This is a genomic window from Rhodococcus sp. NPDC060086 (assembly GCF_042730275.1).
Classification (GTDB): Bacteria; Actinomycetota; Actinomycetes; order Mycobacteriales; family Mycobacteriaceae; genus Rhodococcus.
Genome location: NZ_JBHWWZ010000006.1, coordinates 99,326 through 115,692 on the forward strand (window position 1 = coordinate 99,326; position 16,367 = coordinate 115,692).

The following is a 16,367-nucleotide window of genomic DNA, read 5'->3' on the forward strand; positions in this document are numbered from 1 at the left end:
AACCTGCGTCTTCGAAGAGGCCCGGGCCTGTTAGAGGGTGATGCGCTTGTTGTCGTTGATCGTCGCGAGCAAAGCCTCGCGAAGCTGATCCAGATAGTCGTCGACCTGCGCCTCGGTTTCGAGCACCCCGCCGGCTCCCGGCAGGGAGAGTTTCTTGATCGAAATGCTTTGCTTCACCGGAGTCGTCGGCTTGACCGGAACCTGCGTTTCACCGTCGTCGGAGTCGTCCAGGCACGTAACCGGCGTGGCTTTCGCGGCTTCGAGCTCGTCGAGGATCGCGGGGTAGAGCGTGTCGTCGAATTGCGCAGCAAGGTGGCGGATCGCGGGGATCTGTATCTCCTGCTGGACGCGCGCCAGCATCTGCTCGGCTTGGCGGGTCACCGACTGACGAGCCGCCTCCGTCGCGGCCGCATACGCCGCGCTTACCGGAACCTGCTTCCAGTAGTCGTCGATCTTGGCCGTTGCTGTGGCCCGCTCAGCAGCGATCACGCCCTCAAGTTGCTCTCGCACAGCCGTGACCGCACTGCCGAGCTTCGTGGTCTTGTTGCCACGGAATATCTGGGCATCTTCGAGTGCGGTCTCGATCCCGTCGGCGACTCCGGCTGGTAGATAGGAGATGTTGGTGCTGTTCTCTTGTATGAACGAGCGGGCGTCGTCGTAGATGCTGCGCTGATTTCCGTTGAGAAAGGCCTTGATCGGATCGATCACGTTGTCCTTGGCATCGAGGAGATCGTCGGCACCGGAGAAATGCTCGACGAACCAGGCCGCCGGCTTACTGCTCAGCTCTCCGAGCAGCCTAATCGGTTCGTCGAGCTGGTCGATGAACGGGTAAGCGGCGGCACCCGAGCGCAGTGCCTTCAGCTCGGCGAGTTTGGCTTCGAGATGTTCCTTGCCGATGCGACCGAGTTCGGTGGCATCCTTCGTGACGCCACCGTCGTCGGTGAAGTCGATGATGAACTTGCGGAACAGGTTCACGAGTTTCTGGTCATAGACGCGCTGCGGGGCGACGACCAGTTTGGGGTAGCGCTGAGTGTTGCGGAGCGCGCCGGTGATTTCCGTCCGAGCAAGAGTCTTGCCGTCGACCTGGATCTCGATCTTCGTCTGTCCTGCGAGATAGGCAACCACGGCAGCGATGGACCACTGGTCCCAGCCGTACGGCTTGGTGGTGTAACGCTCGATGAGATGCTTCATCGTGACCATCTCGTGCCGCTTACCCCGCATCTCCAGATGCCCGAGCAGATCTCCTGCGGGGACATCGAGGATGCTGCCGGCCTCCTCGAAGATGCCATCGGTCGGGTTCACCAGCCCGCTCAGGCTCTGCTCGCCGAACGTTCTGCCGCCGAGCATGCTGAGGTTGGTGTAGGTCGCGGCGACGACCCTGCCGAAGCCGTCGTTGATGCGAGACTGTGCTTCCGTCGCGGTCACGTCGAGAACTCCGGCATTGTGAATCAGGATCGACGCCCCGACGGCTGTCCGGAGACGTTCGACGATCTCCTTCTCACGCTCGGCATTCTGGGAGCCCTTCTCGCTGAGGATCCGGGTCTCGACCGCCGTGCGGCTGGACCCCTGAGCATGCTTCACGTATTTCTCCGTCTTCAGGAGCAGGCGCAGATCGGCGAGGATTCGGTTCGCTTCCGCCGGGAGCGCCACGCGGAGTTCGTCGAACCCGGAGCTCTGCATCTTGATCTGCTCCAGATTGAAATCCGTCTCGGGGCTGATGAAGTGCAGCGACAGCTCGTACTGCTTGCCGTAGGGGACACCGTCGAGTTTGTAACCGAACGGGAAGTTCTGGCCGTTCTTGCCTACAGCCTTCGTTGTCTTCACAACCGACTCGGCGAGCAGCTTGTTCAGTTTCGAAGCGACCTCGGAGCTGTCGATGTCGACGTCCTTGATCTCCTGCTCGATCTTCTGTTCTTCGTTGGTCAGGTAGTCGTACAGGTCGCCATTGCGCTGAATGTAGGTCTGCGCCTCGAGCGTGTTCAGCGCCTCGATGACGTCCTTCCCGAGCTGGGTCAGGTCGGTGCCGAAGCGGTCGTAGACCAGCACAGTGAGGTTGCGGGGCGTGGCTTTGAAGCTGTCGACGTACTTCACGAGGAACAGCGCTTTGAGCAGCCGGACCGCGAGCGGGCTGAGCTTGCCGCTGTCGCGGGCGTTCTCGGCGTTGATGATCGCGCGCTGATTCGCGGACTTCAGCGATGCCCGGATGCCCTCGAACATCTGGTCGAAGGACGCGAGGGTGTCGAGCGGTTGGTCGGCGAGACCGGTGGCGACTTCCTGGACGACGCCGAGCATGGAGCGTTCACCGACCGAGCTGTTGCGGCCCTCGAAGAGGTTGTGGTCGCTGATCGACTCGATCGCGGCCTGGAACAACGGAAACTGGTAGCTCACGAACGGGTACGTGCCGACGAAGTGCCTCTCGTCGCGGTAGTTCGGATAATGGCGGCCTTCGACGAAATCGAACAGGGTCTTGAAGTTCGCATGCTCCGCGTTGTAGATCGCCTCGACCTCGGTGCTCGCGCTATCGGTCTTGGCCAGGAGGCGCTTGCGGATGACCTCCTCGACGTCCTGGCTGGTGAGTTTGAGGCGGTTCTTGAAGCGTGCCTGGATCTTGGAGAAGTCGTTGGCCTGCTGTTTGGTGCGGTCGCCACCGACCTTCTCCATGTCCTCCTGGGAGGTCACGAAGATCCACGCCCGCCCCTGGCACCTGGTGGCAAGTGATTCGGCGATGGTCTGGAGGTTCAGCATGAGGTGGGTGTTGGTGCCGATGAATTGGCCAACCTCGTCGACGAGGAAGTTCAACCGGTAGCCGTCGGGCTGTCGGCCGAGCCAGGCAGCGACCTCCTCGGCGAAGTCTTCGATCGAGACCGAGTAGTTCGCGCTGTACTGGCGGATGATGCCGGGGCTGTCGGAGCCGTTGACCTCGACGAAGGCCTTATCGATGTTGCCTGCTTCGAGCGCCGCCTGTTCGCGTCCCTGGGTCCACGGGATTCCCGCGATCCTCTCGAAGGATTCCCGGAAGGCGGCGTACTGGCCACGGGAGTCTAGGTCGCGCTCGAAGCGGGCGATGTGGCCCTGGTTGCCGTAGTAGCCACGGGACTCGTCGAAGATCTTCACGAACACCTTCAGCAGGGCGTCGTTCTGGTCCTTCGAGATCAGGGTGGCCTTCTGATCGATGTTGAACAGCAGGCTCTTCGCTTCGATTCGCTCGGCCTTGTCGATCAACGCCGGCAGGAACGCATCGTCGGTTTTCGCCCGGAACTGGGTGCAGACCTCGGCGCGCGGGTAGTCGTGGCCGTCGATGTCGCCGAGCAGGTGGGCCAGCATCTTCAACAGGTGCGACTTACCGGAGCCGAAGAAGCCGGAGATCCACACGCCGTTGGCATTCGTGTAGTTCGTGTACGCCTCCAACACCTGCTCGACACCCTTGGCGGCCTCGTTGGTGAGGACGTACTCCTCCACCTCGGTCGCGAGTTGGGAGGTGTCGTCGGCCTTGATGACACCCTCGATCGAGCGGTCGATCGGTTTGGCGAAGATCTCATTGATCGCGGTCATGCTCATGCCTCCTGCTCCAGAATGTCCTTGGCCCGGTAATAGCTATCGCTCGCGCCAAGGTTCAATGCGCGGAGCTGGTGTCCGGCCGACTGAGTGAACTCGTACGTCCCCGGGAACCACACCAACATCGGGCGACCTACCACCACACTCTGCAAGTTCTCCAGCACCGTATGCGTGCGGATGAACGGAAACACCTCACCGATGCCGGTGAGGAAGACCACGGTTGTGTTGGGCTCGGTTCCCGGCCCGGCGTCGAGCCGGGCGCGGATCGCCGGGGCGAGGTGATCGTGCGGGTCGAGCATGCCCTGAAGCATCTCGCGAAAGTCCGCCTTGTCCATCGTCGGCTCCGCTCGGAGAACACGGTCCCAGACTCCGCGGTCGGTGAGGAGCTCGACGGCAAGATCGTAGAGGTTGATCTCGACCACGCTGATGCCGTCGTCGCTCTGGAGCTTCGTGGTGACCCTGTCGCGCATTCCGTCGACGTCGAGGGCCCAGGCGGGCGGAAAGTGGTAGATGAAGAAGGGAACTTCCTTGGAGAGGCCCTCCATCCTCAAGAACCGGTCGCTACGCAACACGTCATACACGTGCTTCTCTTCGTCGGTGAGGTTTCGCTGGGCTGTTTTCATCGCTGCACCTGGTCGCCTGAAAGTGTGAATGGTGTGGTTGTCGGGAAGAATCGGAGGTCGCTAGGTGTGTGTCGACCTAGCATCTCGGCGACGCGCTCGGAAATCACGGCGGGGATGATGTTGCCCCCGTCGGTACGCAGACCTGCCTCACGGAGCATCTGGAACAGCGCCTGCCGGAGCCTCTGTCGCGTCGACGGCTTCGCTTCGTCGAGCTCGGGATGCCACAAGCTCTTACCGGTGATGAACCGGTCGAAATCGTCAACGCCAAGCGTCGGCGTCATCAGGAGGAATCGCTCGCGCAGCACCTCTTCAGCGAAGTCGCCGATCAACGCGTAGCGGCGGCAGGCCGCGGCCCACATCAGGTGGTGCTGCTCTGTTGGACTGCTCTCGACAAGCAGTTCGATCTCGTCATCGTCGAGCGCCGCGAGTCGCTGGACGGTCTCGCGTGAGATCCGGATGAGCGATGAGGTAGTGCGGGCCTGCAGGAGGTTGTCGTCGACAACTCGGGCACGGGTCGCCTTCCAGTCGCGAGAGTCGAGGTATAGCGCTGCGACGGCCTCACCCTCACGAGCCAGGAGGCCGCCACTTGTGAACGACAATGCATAGTGCGGTTGCGCTTCGTCAGTCACGTGGTGCATGGCCTCCCTTCCTTTGTTTGGACCGCACTAAGACTATCGGGACCTACGGATTCCCTGGCAGTGGTCCCGTTGGCTGAGGTCCTGCACTCCCCACTGCGCGCCCATTGGGGAGTGTGGCTGGCAGCAATGGCTCTTCGCGCGGCACTCACGAGTCCCCGGTTCCCACGGACTTGACATTGGCTGAGGCGGCCACAGATGCCTGAAATTACGACACACGGCCGCCCCAAGTCTTACCACCACTATCCAGCTCCTACCCCCCGCTGAGAAAGCGTTCGTAGCTGATCGCCAGAAGGTCTCGGTCGGGCCGCTCACTACGAGTCGGCGGAAGCACCATCAGTTTCTGTCCGTGCCGCTCTTTCAATCCGTGCTGGAGCATCGGCCCGTCGATCTCGTCCAGAAGGTCCTTCCGGATCTCCACGATCAACTCTGGCGTAATACCAAGAATGTTCACGTCGTATGCGGCGTGGTGAATCTTGCACAGTGCAAGACCATTGTTCACCGACGCAATGCCCGCCTCATTCGAGTCGGGCACAATATGCGCAGCGTCCAGCAGTTCGCCATGGCCGAGAGCGCAGACCGTGCATCGTGTCTCGTACGCACGCATGACCGTTGCACGAAATACGGGCTGATGGAGGCGTCGCTTCGTCTCGGCCACCACGTAGCGCCGAAGTTGCTCCTCTGCTCGCGAATCCGGGCGATGGAGATCGCGGGCAACTTCTGTTGCGATGACGAACTGGTGCTCCTCGGGTTCCTCTCCTAGATGAACACCGGGTAGATGGGCTGGAACAAGCTCGGGCCTACGCCGTAGAACCAGATGAGCGGAACGCCTTCGTTCATGGCAGCACGCAAACCGCGGTTGTCCATGTTGTTCGGATCGGTCGTCGACCACTTGTAACGCAGAAGCCCATCCGAGCCGACCTTATCCTCATACGGACGCTTCGCACCGGGCGCACGATACGTCGTGCTGATGGACAAAGCAGACGAAAGCTCTTTGGGCTTTCGGATCCCGCGCGTCGGGTCCATGAGCCGGAACATCTTCCCATCGATAGTGAAGTCCACGAGGTCCTGGCGACTGATCGGATCGAGCCCATCATTCGTGCGAATGGTCAACCATGCCATTGCCTCGCGGCGGAGACAAGAGTCGAAATGGTCACTGCTCCATGCGCCGTCACTCAAGAATCCTCCTGATTACCCCACTGGCGACCGCGCTCCGACGACATCCTGACGTGTCGGTCGAAACGGTCCTCATCCAACTATTAGCCACTCGAACGATTTGCATACAGACTCCCGTAGCGACTGCATAGAAGTGCTATCGACTTTCCCAGCCTGATAGCAAATAACCGGCCATTCGCACCTCTCGACGACGTAGATTCGTTCGAGGTGCCGCACGTCGGGAGCCCGAGAGTCCCGACGTACCGCCAAACGAACGGACTTTCACCTGAGTTGGGACATTTGGCTTAGTACCCCGTTTCGAATCCCAAACGAGACAAAATTTCCTGCTCAGCAGCAGGAATCTGCGGTGGAAAGTCCTGGACAGCACCGTTGATCGCGATCGTCGAGGTCCGCAACGGCCGCAGTCGCTTGACCACTCTCGCGATCGCGACACCTGTCTCGTCCTAAACACAACGAGCGACGGCCAACGCCGCGAACACGATGGTCAGATGCGCCTCGATCGCGTCGCGGGTCCGGTGGAACATCGGCCGCGCCCGCAGGTCGGTCTTCGACATCCGAAACGACTGCTCGACATGCCACAGGTCATGGTACTTACCGATCACCTCACCCGGTTCCATCAACGTGATCGGGATGTTGCACACGTAGCCCTTCAGTCCCACGAGGGACCGCGCCCTGGTCAACGCGGCGTCATCGAGGTGCTGACCACCTGCGGTGGTCTTGACGAATCGGGTGGCCTTGGCTTTTTTCGTGCCCTCGACCACGGACCGCGCCCGCGCTTCCTGAGCATTGAGCGTTTGGTTGTCGCGCACCGCGCGTTTACGGGTGTACTGCCAGATCGCCCGCCACGAGGTGGGATGCGCCTTCGGGTCCCACACCGGTTCGACACGTCGTTTCACGGTGTTGACGACGCTGCGTGCATGCCGCGGTGTGACTGTGTCGATGATCTGCCCGTCGGTGAACACATCACCGTGCCAATGGAAGTGCGATTCGAGATCGGCCGGGGCCTTGGTGACACGGGATCCGACGATGAACTTCAACCCCGCTTCGTCCAGCGCGGCCAGATTCGAAGCGGACAGCATGCCGGCGTCGGCGGCGATGACCATCTCCACCCCGTCGATGTCGTGCCGCTGCTGGAACTGACGCACGATCGGCACCAGGGTGTGGGTCTCGGCCTTGTTTCCTTCGAAACAGCCGATCTCCAAAGGAAATCCGGTGCGGTCGACGAGGAGACCGACGACGATCTGCGGATCGACCCGTCGCTCCTTGCTGTACCCGACCTTGCGGAGGTCGTCCTCTTTCTCCGCTTCAAAATACAACGTAGTGACGTCGAACAGAAGAAGACCGAGTCCTCCTGTGGCAGCAGAGTATTCGAAGCATCGACGGGCGATGAGATCGCGGTATCCGCCGGTGATGACCTGTGTGAGGTGGCGTTGCACGGTTTTGTACGAGACCGTGTCGGCGCCGAGGTCGTCGAGGACGCGCAGGGCATCGATCTTCGAGGTCGGTTCGACGATCCGGGCGATGACCAGGTCCTTGAACACGGCGTCGCCCTGCACGTCGAAGCCGATCCGGTCGTAGACGGAGGAGAGGACGTCGTAGAGCAGCCGGGCGGTGGTGCGCACGGTTCGGCCCGGGCCGGCGACCTCGTTGTTCGCAGCGGTCGGTGGAGTCGGTAGTTGCCCGGTGCGCCAGTCTGCGATGTCGGCGATCTGCTCGATCGGTGTGGGGACATCCAGCTCGAGCATGCCCTGGTCACCGTGCAGCAGGTGGCGGGCGCGTTCGAGGAGCATGCCGAGTTCGACGTCGGTGTGCGCGGAGCCGACGTGCGCGATGATCTCGTGTCGGCCTCGGTGTTTGCGCACGACTTGCACCGCGACTGCGCCGGATGCGGTGCGCACTTTCCGTACGAATGCCACCGGAGGAACGTACCTGGTTAGTGTCCCGATCGAGTCCGCCGGGATCACGAACGCGCAGGTAGTGACCGTGCCTGGTTTTCTACCGGTCAGTAATGTCCTAACTCAGGCGGAACATCTTCCCATCGATAGTGAAGTCCACGAGGTCCTGGCGACTGATCGGATCGAGCCCATCATTCGTGCGAATGGTCAACCATGCCATTGCCTCGCGGCGGAGACAAGAGTCGAAATGGTCACTGCTCCATGCGCCGTCACTCAAGAATCCTCCTGATTACCCCACTGGCGACCGCGCTCCGACGACATCCTGACGTGTCGGTCGAAACGGTCCTCATCCAACTATTAGCCACTCGAACGATTTGCATACAGACTCCCGTAGCGACTGCATAGAAGTGCTATCGACTTTCCCAGCCTGATAGCAAATAACCGGCCATTCGCACCTCTCGACGACGTAGATTCGTTCGAGGTGCCGCACGTCGGGAGCCCGAGAGTCCCGACGTACCGCCAAACGAACGGACTTTCAGGCTCGGAGCGCCTGCCAGCGGCACCGGGCGGATTACCACAGCCCGCCTTCGAGCCTCCATTCCTTTGTCAACAGGCCCACCAATTCCTCCTGGCGTTCCTCGAGAACGTCGACAGTCCACTTCTTCTGTTGCAAGACCTGAGTGGTGATCGCAAACGACGCAACGCCGTACTTCGCCGTGAAGTATTGAGTCTTCTTACGATCGAAATCGTAGTTCCCCGCCGACGCATTCTTCGTTCGATTCAGCAGCACCAAGTTGCCGAGCCGGTGTGTCCAGAAATCACGCTGTGCAGGTGTGAACCACTTCAACCAATCTGACCCCGCCTTCGGGTTCTGGGGAAGGACGTGCTCGACAGAGATACGGGGGTGGTCGTACGACACACCGGATGCATTCGACAACAACTCGTCGAGACGCAAGAGCACATACTTCCGCACCGGGGCGACCTTGTAGATCTCGCCCTGCAAGCGATCGCCGGCCTCCTTGATCTCCTCGTCATTCAAATTGAACGCGGGAGAATCGAGACCGTGCCCGGCAGCGAGGTCTTTCAGCAATTGAATATAACGAGAAGCGCGCGGAGTTGCGTACACCCGGCGCACCAGCATACTTGCGGCAAGTCGCTCGAGTGAGCAGAAAAAACTATTGAGAAACTCCGGGTCATCACCCTTGTTCCTCAACGCCCACAGGGCAGGTGCACGCCAGTCGCCGTTGTCCAACTGGTTCAAGCGCTTCAACCAGCGGTTGACGTTTTCCGCGCCCGATGAGGAGGTGTAATTCTGGTCCCGCAGAACGCCATATGCCTCGGCGTAGGGAACCACGACAGTGTCGACGAAGTCCGCTCCCTTACCAGGAATGTAAGAGGAAAGGACCAACTCCTCGAATTCCTTGAGCAGCTCCTTCTTGGGACGCTCTTTGACGACAATCGTCCTGATGTGCAGGAACAGTTCAGCGAAGTCGTCTGTACCCAAGGCCTCTTCAGCGTCGTCCCACCTGTCCGCATACTCGTCTCGTCGACTCTCCACCACATCGCCCACGACCCGTGCCTTGAAGATATCTGCCGCAGAGAGGTCCAAACCACGCGAGTTCATGACACTGAAGATCCGGTGTGCGCTCGCAAGATCCGGGGTAGTGACCACCACAAGGAAAGTTCGGGCCGCAAGCATTTTGGTGAGCTGGAGCCGACGTTCCTCCGCCCACTCGGATACGGTTTCGAACAATGCGTGACCATTGCCACGAATAGCGCGTTGCGCGTCTGTTCTCAAATTTTCTGGTCTGATGTCGCGAAGAAGCTTGATTCCACCCGGCGACTGGATATGATCGGCGAAGAACTTACGATCCCGCGCGCGCAGCGCCAAGCGAGGCTTACTTTCGAGATCGAGCATCAAGCTTCCTTGCTCTTGAAGCATCACATCGATCTGCTTCGCGAGTTCCGAATTGATTGTCGAATCACGAAGCACCGCGAGCAGGATCGTCAAGGTGGTCAGACGTTGCTGCCCGTCAATAACTTCCGCGCGCGTCGCATTGGGTGACTTGACTAGAACGATTGACCCGAGAAAGTACGGCTCCTCGTCGCCGCGATCCATGGATTCCACGAGATCCTCCAGCAGCTGACCAGCCTGCTCCACTTGCCACGCATACGGGCGCTGATACTCGGGAATATGGAAATCGTAGTCGCCACAGAATACTTTGTTCAGCGGCACTTCACGGGCTTCGAGCTGTTGCATAAGGTCCATCATGCAACATGAACGCGGACCTCGATCATGCAGCTCCCCAATGAGCTAAAGAATGCGCCGATCCGGTCAGAATCCTTGACCGATCCGAAGCCAACCGGTATAGCCACGCCATGCGATTAAGGCAGCACTTGGTGTATTACTTGACGGCCCCCGGGGTGCCGTAGCTGTTGACTTCCAGAGCTGCGAACTGCAGTTTCCTGCGTTCAGAGCTAGCTCGACCGCACGGTCATGGTAGGTGAAGCGCACCGGACTTACGCGGTCCTGGATCAGTGTGCGCGAGACAGGAAATCGCTTGTTCGAGCACGGTCCAGCACTTCAACCCACTGCGAAAGCTGGGGTCTAGAGCCCGCGGTGCCAATCGAACGAGTCCACAGTTTGCCTACGAGTTTGGAGCATGGATCGCTCGACCAATCAGCCAACCGGTCACTATCGATCTCAGCGTGCAAGCTCTTCGCAACAAGCATCCGATACGCGAACAACGCAAACTTGTACCGATCGGAATCCAAGCGCGCAACAACTGCCCCCTGCGACTGTGGATCCTCCCAGTCCGGACTGTCAATCGGGAGGCTGCGTGTGAACGGGAGGCTGCCCTGCACCCGGGAGGAGTCGAAGTCGAGCACGCAAAGCTCAACGGGATTCAGAGAAAACGTGAAGTTCATCCACGAGAAATCGCCGTAGGCGATGTCGTTTCGATGCATGCCGTCGAGGAACACCGCGACCAGACGGACCAGTTCGAGTCGGTCGTGATCGTCCACATCGAACGGAAATGGGATGGCCTCGGCATGCCGCGGAATTGCATGCTGCAGCTCCCGCAACTTCTGCTTCGTCACCGACCCCAGTGTCATGTTGAAATAGAACTGTTCGCTGATCATGGGCATCGTGTAGCCCCACAGCTTGCCGTCTTTACGAATTGGGCTGTCCGGCCAGCAGAGCTGGATCGGATAGCCCGAGATCGCCACCTCTACGTCCACCTTCCTATGGACTAGCTCCTCAAATTCACGAAACCCTCGATCCAGCGGCTCGGCCCAGTATTTCGCCACCTGACTGCTGTCTTCGATCAGTTCGTAGACCGCACCCTGGCCACCGGCTCCGAGCTGCTTTCCCCGATCCAGATCCTCGTCGTCCTTGTACCTGATCTCTTCCCGTGCCTGCAGCTTCCGACGGCGCGCTTCCCCACGCCGGCTACGCTCCTGCGCGCGTTCATGAGCAGCGGCCATCTCAACATCGACAACTGTCACCGAGTCCTGCTGGTCTGGTCGCGATTCGCCGTGAGCCTGCTGGAGATGCTCGCGAAGATCGCGTTCGTAGGGGCCGGGCGAATTCTCGAACCGAAGACGACGAATCGCACGTCGGTCGCCCTGCGCGGGTTCCTCGTCCTGCAGTTCTTCCCACCCCACGGAGCGAGCATGGTCACCGTGCTGAAGGTCCTCGGCAAGTACAGATCCACGACTGAACCTTCGCTTCCGTAGAAGGAGCACGCCCCCCACCGCAACCAGTAATACGACGACAACGCAGATCGAAACGATGAGAATCATGGAGCGATTACCTCTTCGGAGGAGTCACCGGCCGGAACTTCCGTTCGCTGTTGCCGAGTAGTTGTGGTTTCGGGCCGGGTGCAGCGATCGTCCTGCGTGCTCCGACCTGCACCGGAACGGTGACGCGGTCACTGAGTGCCGCCTCCCAGGCCCGTGCAGAGGGTCGAGTGCCTTCGGGCCCAGCGGCCTGTTCGAGCAGCACACGTACGCGCTGTTCTATCGTCTTCTCCACGCCCTCGAATGCAATGTCGGCGAGCTCGGTCGGCCGGCAGTCAGTCTGCCGTCCAAGAATCCGCATGACCGCGAGTGCGAGCTTGTAGCAGTCGCGATCGAAGGTCGGCAAAATTCCCGGCGCGGCGAGTGGATCCTCCCAGTCCCCAGTTTCGGCCTGAGGAAGAACGGCGGGCATTCCCTCCAACCTCATCCCGTCGCAATCGATCAGCATGATCCGTGGTTCAGGTGTCCGGGCCCACAGAATATTGGCGAAGGATAAATCGCCGAAAACGATTCGGTGCTCATGTAGGACGCTGACTGCTCCAGCCAGGTTGCGGAGGATCGCAATGCGTTCGTCGATGTTCGGAAGAGAGATTCCCGCGAACAACGGGTTGGACGTCTTTGCCAACAAGACCCCGAGTTCGGAAAGACGTCGCCGTCCGTGGGCCTCGAAGGTGAAATCGACGGGCACTCTCGGCATGAGGAAGCCAACGACGTAACTGTCCGAACGGACTACCGCACTTGGCCATGCAGCCCAACGGTCGACCGGCCGCCCTGTGAACGTCAGCTTCCCACGCATTGCAATCAGCGCTTCGAGAGACGCTACCGACAAGGAGGGGTCAGCCGCGTTGTGGTACTGCTTGAGAACCCGACTGCGGTCGCCGGCCAGCTCGAAGACCTTGCCTTGACCACCATCGCCGAGTTTCGCACCAAGCTTAAGATTCACGAGTTTCGTGTCAGTCATGACTGTGGGTTTTCGAAACGGATTCCAACAAGAGTTCGATCGTCGTCGAACGACTTCACCGTTGCATCGAGAACCTTCAGCAGGTCCGCTGGCGACGGCGCCGCGTGACGCCAGAGCTCCCCCAACGCAATTGCATACGCTCCGTTGGACTTGACCGGATCACCCACACCGTCGGAAACAAGCATGAGCGACTCCCCCGGCTGAAAGGTCTCGACCCACACCGAAGCAGTATGGTGCCCGGGCAGGGGTTCTACAGAGTTGTCTATCAGGTCCCCGCGTCTGGCCTTCAGTGCAGGACAGACAAGCTCGATCCACTCACCATGCGACAATTTGAAGGCCGGCGAGTCACCGATCTGTGCGAGCACCACGGACGTCTCGCCCGTCGACGGTGAAGTGTCAAGGACGACCGCCACGGTCAAGGTCGTCGATACTTCCGCTGCATCAACCCCCTTGTCTGTCGCAACAGATCGCAGGAGCGTGGCAATGTCCCGGAGCGATACCTCACCCGCACTTCCCGCGGCAACCACTTCTCGGAGAAGCGCGTCGTTCTCGACGATCGCCCTCGACGCGAACGCCGAACCGAGGTGCGACGCCTTCGCGTTTCCAACACCGTCGGAAACGGCAACTGCGAGGTAGTTCGATCTTCGAATGAAAGCGAAGTTGTCCTGTCGCACCTCCGCCAGGTAGCGGTGGATATGACCTCGGGCAGAGACGGCCCGGAGTAGTCCGAGCTGGTCATCCAACCAGTCGATCGCGGTGTCCCGGACCGTCTCATAGCTACGCAACTGTTGCTCGACCGGTTTGATCGGTATCGGCTTGAGGCGCGCCGGCATACCGAATGTCAGGTATGCCTCCGCCGTCTTTGGTGGAGATAGGACCGCGGGGTTCATGTCCACAGGTGTCGCAACCCGTTCGACGGGCGCGGACTCAAAGGTATCCCACCTTGGCGGGGCCGGAAGGGCAGATTCCTCCGACGAATACGTCGGTGGTGGCGACGCGAACTGATCCGGTACTGGCACTACTGCTTCTGCAGTAGACCGCGAGTCCGGGTGCAAGTACGACTCCTGGTTCTCCGGATATGCAGGGCCATCTGCTTCAGCAGGTGCGTAAGTGTCCGCTGCGGTATCCGGTTCGTGCGGCGAAACCCGACCTCCGTAGGATTCGGGGTTGCGTAATCCCCACTGGGAGTCTTCGTCTCCGCCTCGCGCCCAGTACTCGGTCATGGCGCTACACCGTGTCCACTGCAAGGCTCGTGAATCCTTCGACCTCGGTCGGGGTCTGCAATTGCAGGCCACCTTCCTTGGTCATACTGACGCCGGACTTCACGATCGACTTTGTCAATGCGGTGGCAAATTCCTGCAACGCCATCGCAGGGGACATCGAGGCATCCTCCTGAATGAACGCACGGAACGTCGCGATCGCTGAAATGACCCGGCGGTCGGCTTGGCCGATTCCAAACGACACGATGTTCGGGCGGTATTTGAAACTCTGGGAGGTAAGCTCGTTGTACTCGTGCTCCCAGTGCGAGGTGGGCTGACCGTCTGTCAGGAAGAACACCACAGGACGGAAGACCTTGTGCCCCTGCGACTTGAGACGATCGAGATCGAGTTGTATCTGGGACTTCAGACAACGCATCGCGGCGGCATAGTTCGTCGCACCCTTGGCGCTCAGTACGGGAAGACTAGCGACCTGGCTCAGATCCGACAGCTCGAGAAGGACTTCAGCCTCGTTGCTGAACCCTATGATGCCGAACTGAGTCTTGTCTGATACCACCGGGTTCATTCCTATTTCGGCATGCAGTTCCGGCAATGCCGAATTCATGGCGTCGATCGGTTCGCCATCCATCGACGCGGACTCGTCGCACACGAGGTAGAACGGAAGGATATTCTGTCCCATTTCAGCTCACTTCTCTTGGATCAATCTGTAGTGAAAAGGAAGATCTCTAGCCGCGCAGACCCTCTTGGGAGAGCACCATCCCAGAAATCGCGAGTTGTCGTTCCGTCGAACAATGCTACGTCGGCACAGGGCAACTGGCCGGCGATCCGAACCGCGGATTCCTGCGCAACTCCGATGTCTTGCCCGCCACCGAAAATCAGTGCCAGCGCAGCTTGCTGGCCCTGCAACGGACGCGCCACGTCGGCGATCCGCTCGCACACCAGCCGCGACTCATCCTCAGACCGTGCGCCCGACCCTATCAAGGCACCCACATCGTATTCGATGGTGAGCACTTCCGGATCCTGCCGCATACCCACGATCTTCGGCAGCGGTTCTTCGGCGGCAGCAGGGTCTGGAATCTCAGGAGCAGTCGCGGAGCCCAAGCCGACGATAAACAACACGATCAGTAGGTCGGCGAACACCCACCCTGCGAGCGCCTCTGGACGGAGGAACCCACGTCCGCGACGCTTAGAGCGCGTCGACATGATTGGCGCCCGCGTCATTCCCCATCAGCTCCAGCCGGCGAAGCATCATCTCGACGGCATCACGAGCGGCGGTGAGTTCAGACGCCTGTGCTTGCATAGCACTTTCGTGGTGATGAAGTGACCGTTCGACTTCCTCGACCGCAGACCGGAGATCGACGACAACAGAATGCAACTCGCGACTGCTGTCGACGCTGCGCCGATCCATCGTGTCGATGCTGTTCGCAACGGCACGCTGCGACTGCTCCGTTAGCTCGACACCGGCGACTAAGTCGTCGATTGCAGACTTGATCGTGTCTGATGATCGCGCAATAACGGTGCTCGTCTCGACCTGCGCTGAGGCGAGCCTGTTCTTGAGACCGTCACTGAAGTTGTCGAGTGTCTCCGAGATTCGGTGGTGACTCTCGTTCGTGGCACTTTGGAGCGCTACCGCGGCCTGCTCTGCCCCCTGTGAGGAAACCCTCGCCGCGTCGGCCGCAGCCGACATCGTGGCAGTCGCTGTTTCGAGTGAGACGGACGTGGCGTTGAGGCGATCGAGGCCTTCCTTCGTCGCGTCGTGTGCCTCGGAGAGCTTCCGGATGGAACTGCGTACGATCGCTTCGATGGCGCTCGGGTCGGCTGCATGCAGCCCGCCGATCTCTCGCTGAACTGCGCAAAGAATACTCACCCGTCGCGATTCGAACATGAGAGCTTCGGACTCGTCCTTGCGATCCGCGGCGTGCCCCACGATTCGCTGCAGGATGACCAGCACTGCCGCCAGAACAATCAACAGGATCGAGACGACCGCCATTGGCACGAGTCGGTGCGCCGAACCCAGATGGCCTTCGAACCCAGAGATCCACAATCCGAGGAACGTGTCGTCAGGCTTGACGCCATCTGCGGTCATATCCAGGTATGCCTGCGAGGCAGCGCGGAGACTGAACCAAGTCCACGCCACCGGCGCGAACACGAAGACGGCCGCGCCTGCACCGAGGAGCATTTCGGTAAGTCCAAATTTTCGGGTGCTTGCGGTGGTCGACTCCGGGAACGCTGCCAACAAGTCGACGCCCGCCCACGTATCGGAATCACCCGTGGTGAGCGCGTCGGCCAGTTCCTTCAGGTCGTCGGCCCGGTGGACGCATCGCTTGTCGGCGGCAAGTTCACGCAGATCTTTGGCGCACGATTGAGCAGTGGTCATGCGGTGCACCTTCCGTTCGGAACGCGAACAGCGCCAGTCAGACCACAATCGAATCGAATCGCGGTCCGCATCGCGCCGAAATCGCCAAAACCGCTGCTCGCGGCCGAGATGTCACCCTTCACGATCT

Annotated in this window: 12 protein-coding genes and 1 pseudogene; all 13 read right to left on the bottom strand. The window is 60.3% G+C overall.

What is annotated here, in order from left to right:
- Nucleotides 1-30 precede the first annotated feature (30 nt).
- The 13 genes and pseudogenes from brxC to ACFWB0_RS06205 all read right to left on the bottom strand — a co-directional run bounded on the left by brxC (nt 31) and on the right by ACFWB0_RS06205 (nt 16,240).
- Complete coding sequence (gene brxC, locus ACFWB0_RS06145; protein ID WP_378489551.1) at nt 31-3,552, bottom strand: BREX system P-loop protein BrxC; 3,522 nt, start codon at nt 3,550-3,552, stop codon at nt 31-33.
- A 2-nt stretch (nt 3,553-3,554) separates the two neighbouring features.
- Complete coding sequence (locus tag ACFWB0_RS06150; protein ID WP_378489552.1) at nt 3,555-4,178, bottom strand: DUF1788 domain-containing protein; 624 nt, start codon at nt 4,176-4,178, stop codon at nt 3,555-3,557.
- Nucleotides 4,175-4,816, bottom strand: a complete 642-nt coding sequence (locus ACFWB0_RS06155; protein WP_378489553.1) for a DUF1819 family protein — start codon at nt 4,814-4,816, stop codon at nt 4,175-4,177. Before ACFWB0_RS06155 ends, ACFWB0_RS06150 begins: the two co-directional genes overlap by 4 nt.
- Before the next feature lie 250 nt (nt 4,817-5,066).
- Entirely contained in the window at nt 5,067-5,471 is a 405-nt protein-coding gene (locus tag ACFWB0_RS06160) for an HNH endonuclease (protein WP_378489554.1), read from the bottom strand.
- A gap of 101 nt (nt 5,472-5,572) precedes the next feature.
- On the bottom strand, nt 5,573-5,992 hold the full coding sequence (locus ACFWB0_RS06165; RefSeq protein WP_378489555.1) for a hypothetical protein: 420 nt from the start codon (nt 5,990-5,992) through the stop codon (nt 5,573-5,575).
- A gap of 281 nt (nt 5,993-6,273) precedes the next feature.
- Nucleotides 6,274-7,905, bottom strand: a pseudogene (locus ACFWB0_RS06170) (IS1634 family transposase).
- 550 nt (nt 7,906-8,455) lie between these two features.
- Nucleotides 8,456-10,144 carry a DUF262 domain-containing protein gene (locus ACFWB0_RS06175; RefSeq protein WP_378489556.1) on the bottom strand — a complete coding sequence of 563 codons (1,689 nt, stop codon included), beginning with the start codon at nt 10,142-10,144 and terminating at the stop codon, nt 8,456-8,458.
- A gap of 275 nt (nt 10,145-10,419) precedes the next feature.
- Nucleotides 10,420-11,550, bottom strand: a complete 1,131-nt coding sequence (locus ACFWB0_RS06180; RefSeq protein ID WP_378489557.1) for a hypothetical protein — start codon at nt 11,548-11,550, stop codon at nt 10,420-10,422.
- Between the two features lie 145 nt (nt 11,551-11,695).
- The gene (locus ACFWB0_RS06185; RefSeq protein WP_378489558.1) at nt 11,696-12,646 is read right to left on the bottom strand and encodes a hypothetical protein; all 951 of its coding nucleotides are present in this window, start codon (nt 12,644-12,646) and stop codon (nt 11,696-11,698) included.
- Nucleotides 12,643-13,536, bottom strand: a complete 894-nt coding sequence (locus tag ACFWB0_RS06190) for a protein phosphatase 2C domain-containing protein (protein WP_378489559.1) — start codon at nt 13,534-13,536, stop codon at nt 12,643-12,645. The genes ACFWB0_RS06185 and ACFWB0_RS06190 overlap by 4 nt, the downstream gene beginning before the upstream one ends.
- A gap of 337 nt (nt 13,537-13,873) precedes the next feature.
- On the bottom strand, nt 13,874-14,542 hold the full coding sequence (locus ACFWB0_RS06195; RefSeq protein WP_378489560.1) for a VWA domain-containing protein: 669 nt from the start codon (nt 14,540-14,542) through the stop codon (nt 13,874-13,876).
- Between the two features lie 20 nt (nt 14,543-14,562).
- On the bottom strand, nt 14,563-15,003 hold the full coding sequence (locus ACFWB0_RS06200; protein ID WP_378489561.1) for a hypothetical protein: 441 nt from the start codon (nt 15,001-15,003) through the stop codon (nt 14,563-14,565).
- 46 nt (nt 15,004-15,049) lie between these two features.
- A complete protein-coding gene (locus ACFWB0_RS06205) occupies nt 15,050-16,240 on the bottom strand; it encodes a hypothetical protein (RefSeq protein WP_378489562.1) in 1,191 nt (396 codons plus the stop codon).
- Nucleotides 16,241-16,367: the final 127 nt, after the last annotated feature.

What these genes read in the sequence shown, in the direction of transcription:
- ACFWB0_RS06155 (WP_378489553.1), bottom strand. Translation starts at nt 4,816, where the DNA reads ATGCACCACGTGACTGACGAAGCGCAACCGCACTATGCATTGTCGTTC.
- ACFWB0_RS06150 (WP_378489552.1), bottom strand. Translation starts at nt 4,178, where the DNA reads ATGAAAACAGCCCAGCGAAACCTCACCGACGAAGAGAAGCACGTGTAT.
- ACFWB0_RS06195 (WP_378489560.1), bottom strand. Translation starts at nt 14,542, where the DNA reads ATGGGACAGAATATCCTTCCGTTCTACCTCGTGTGCGACGAGTCCGCG.
- ACFWB0_RS06185 (WP_378489558.1), bottom strand. Translation starts at nt 12,646, where the DNA reads ATGACTGACACGAAACTCGTGAATCTTAAGCTTGGTGCGAAACTCGGC.
- brxC (WP_378489551.1), bottom strand. Translation starts at nt 3,552, where the DNA reads ATGACCGCGATCAATGAGATCTTCGCCAAACCGATCGACCGCTCGATC.
- ACFWB0_RS06175 (WP_378489556.1), bottom strand. Translation starts at nt 10,144, where the DNA reads ATGCAACAGCTCGAAGCCCGTGAAGTGCCGCTGAACAAAGTATTCTGT.
- ACFWB0_RS06190 (WP_378489559.1), bottom strand. Translation starts at nt 13,536, where the DNA reads ATGAACCCCGCGGTCCTATCTCCACCAAAGACGGCGGAGGCATACCTG.
- ACFWB0_RS06205 (WP_378489562.1), bottom strand. Translation starts at nt 16,240, where the DNA reads ATGACCACTGCTCAATCGTGCGCCAAAGATCTGCGTGAACTTGCCGCC.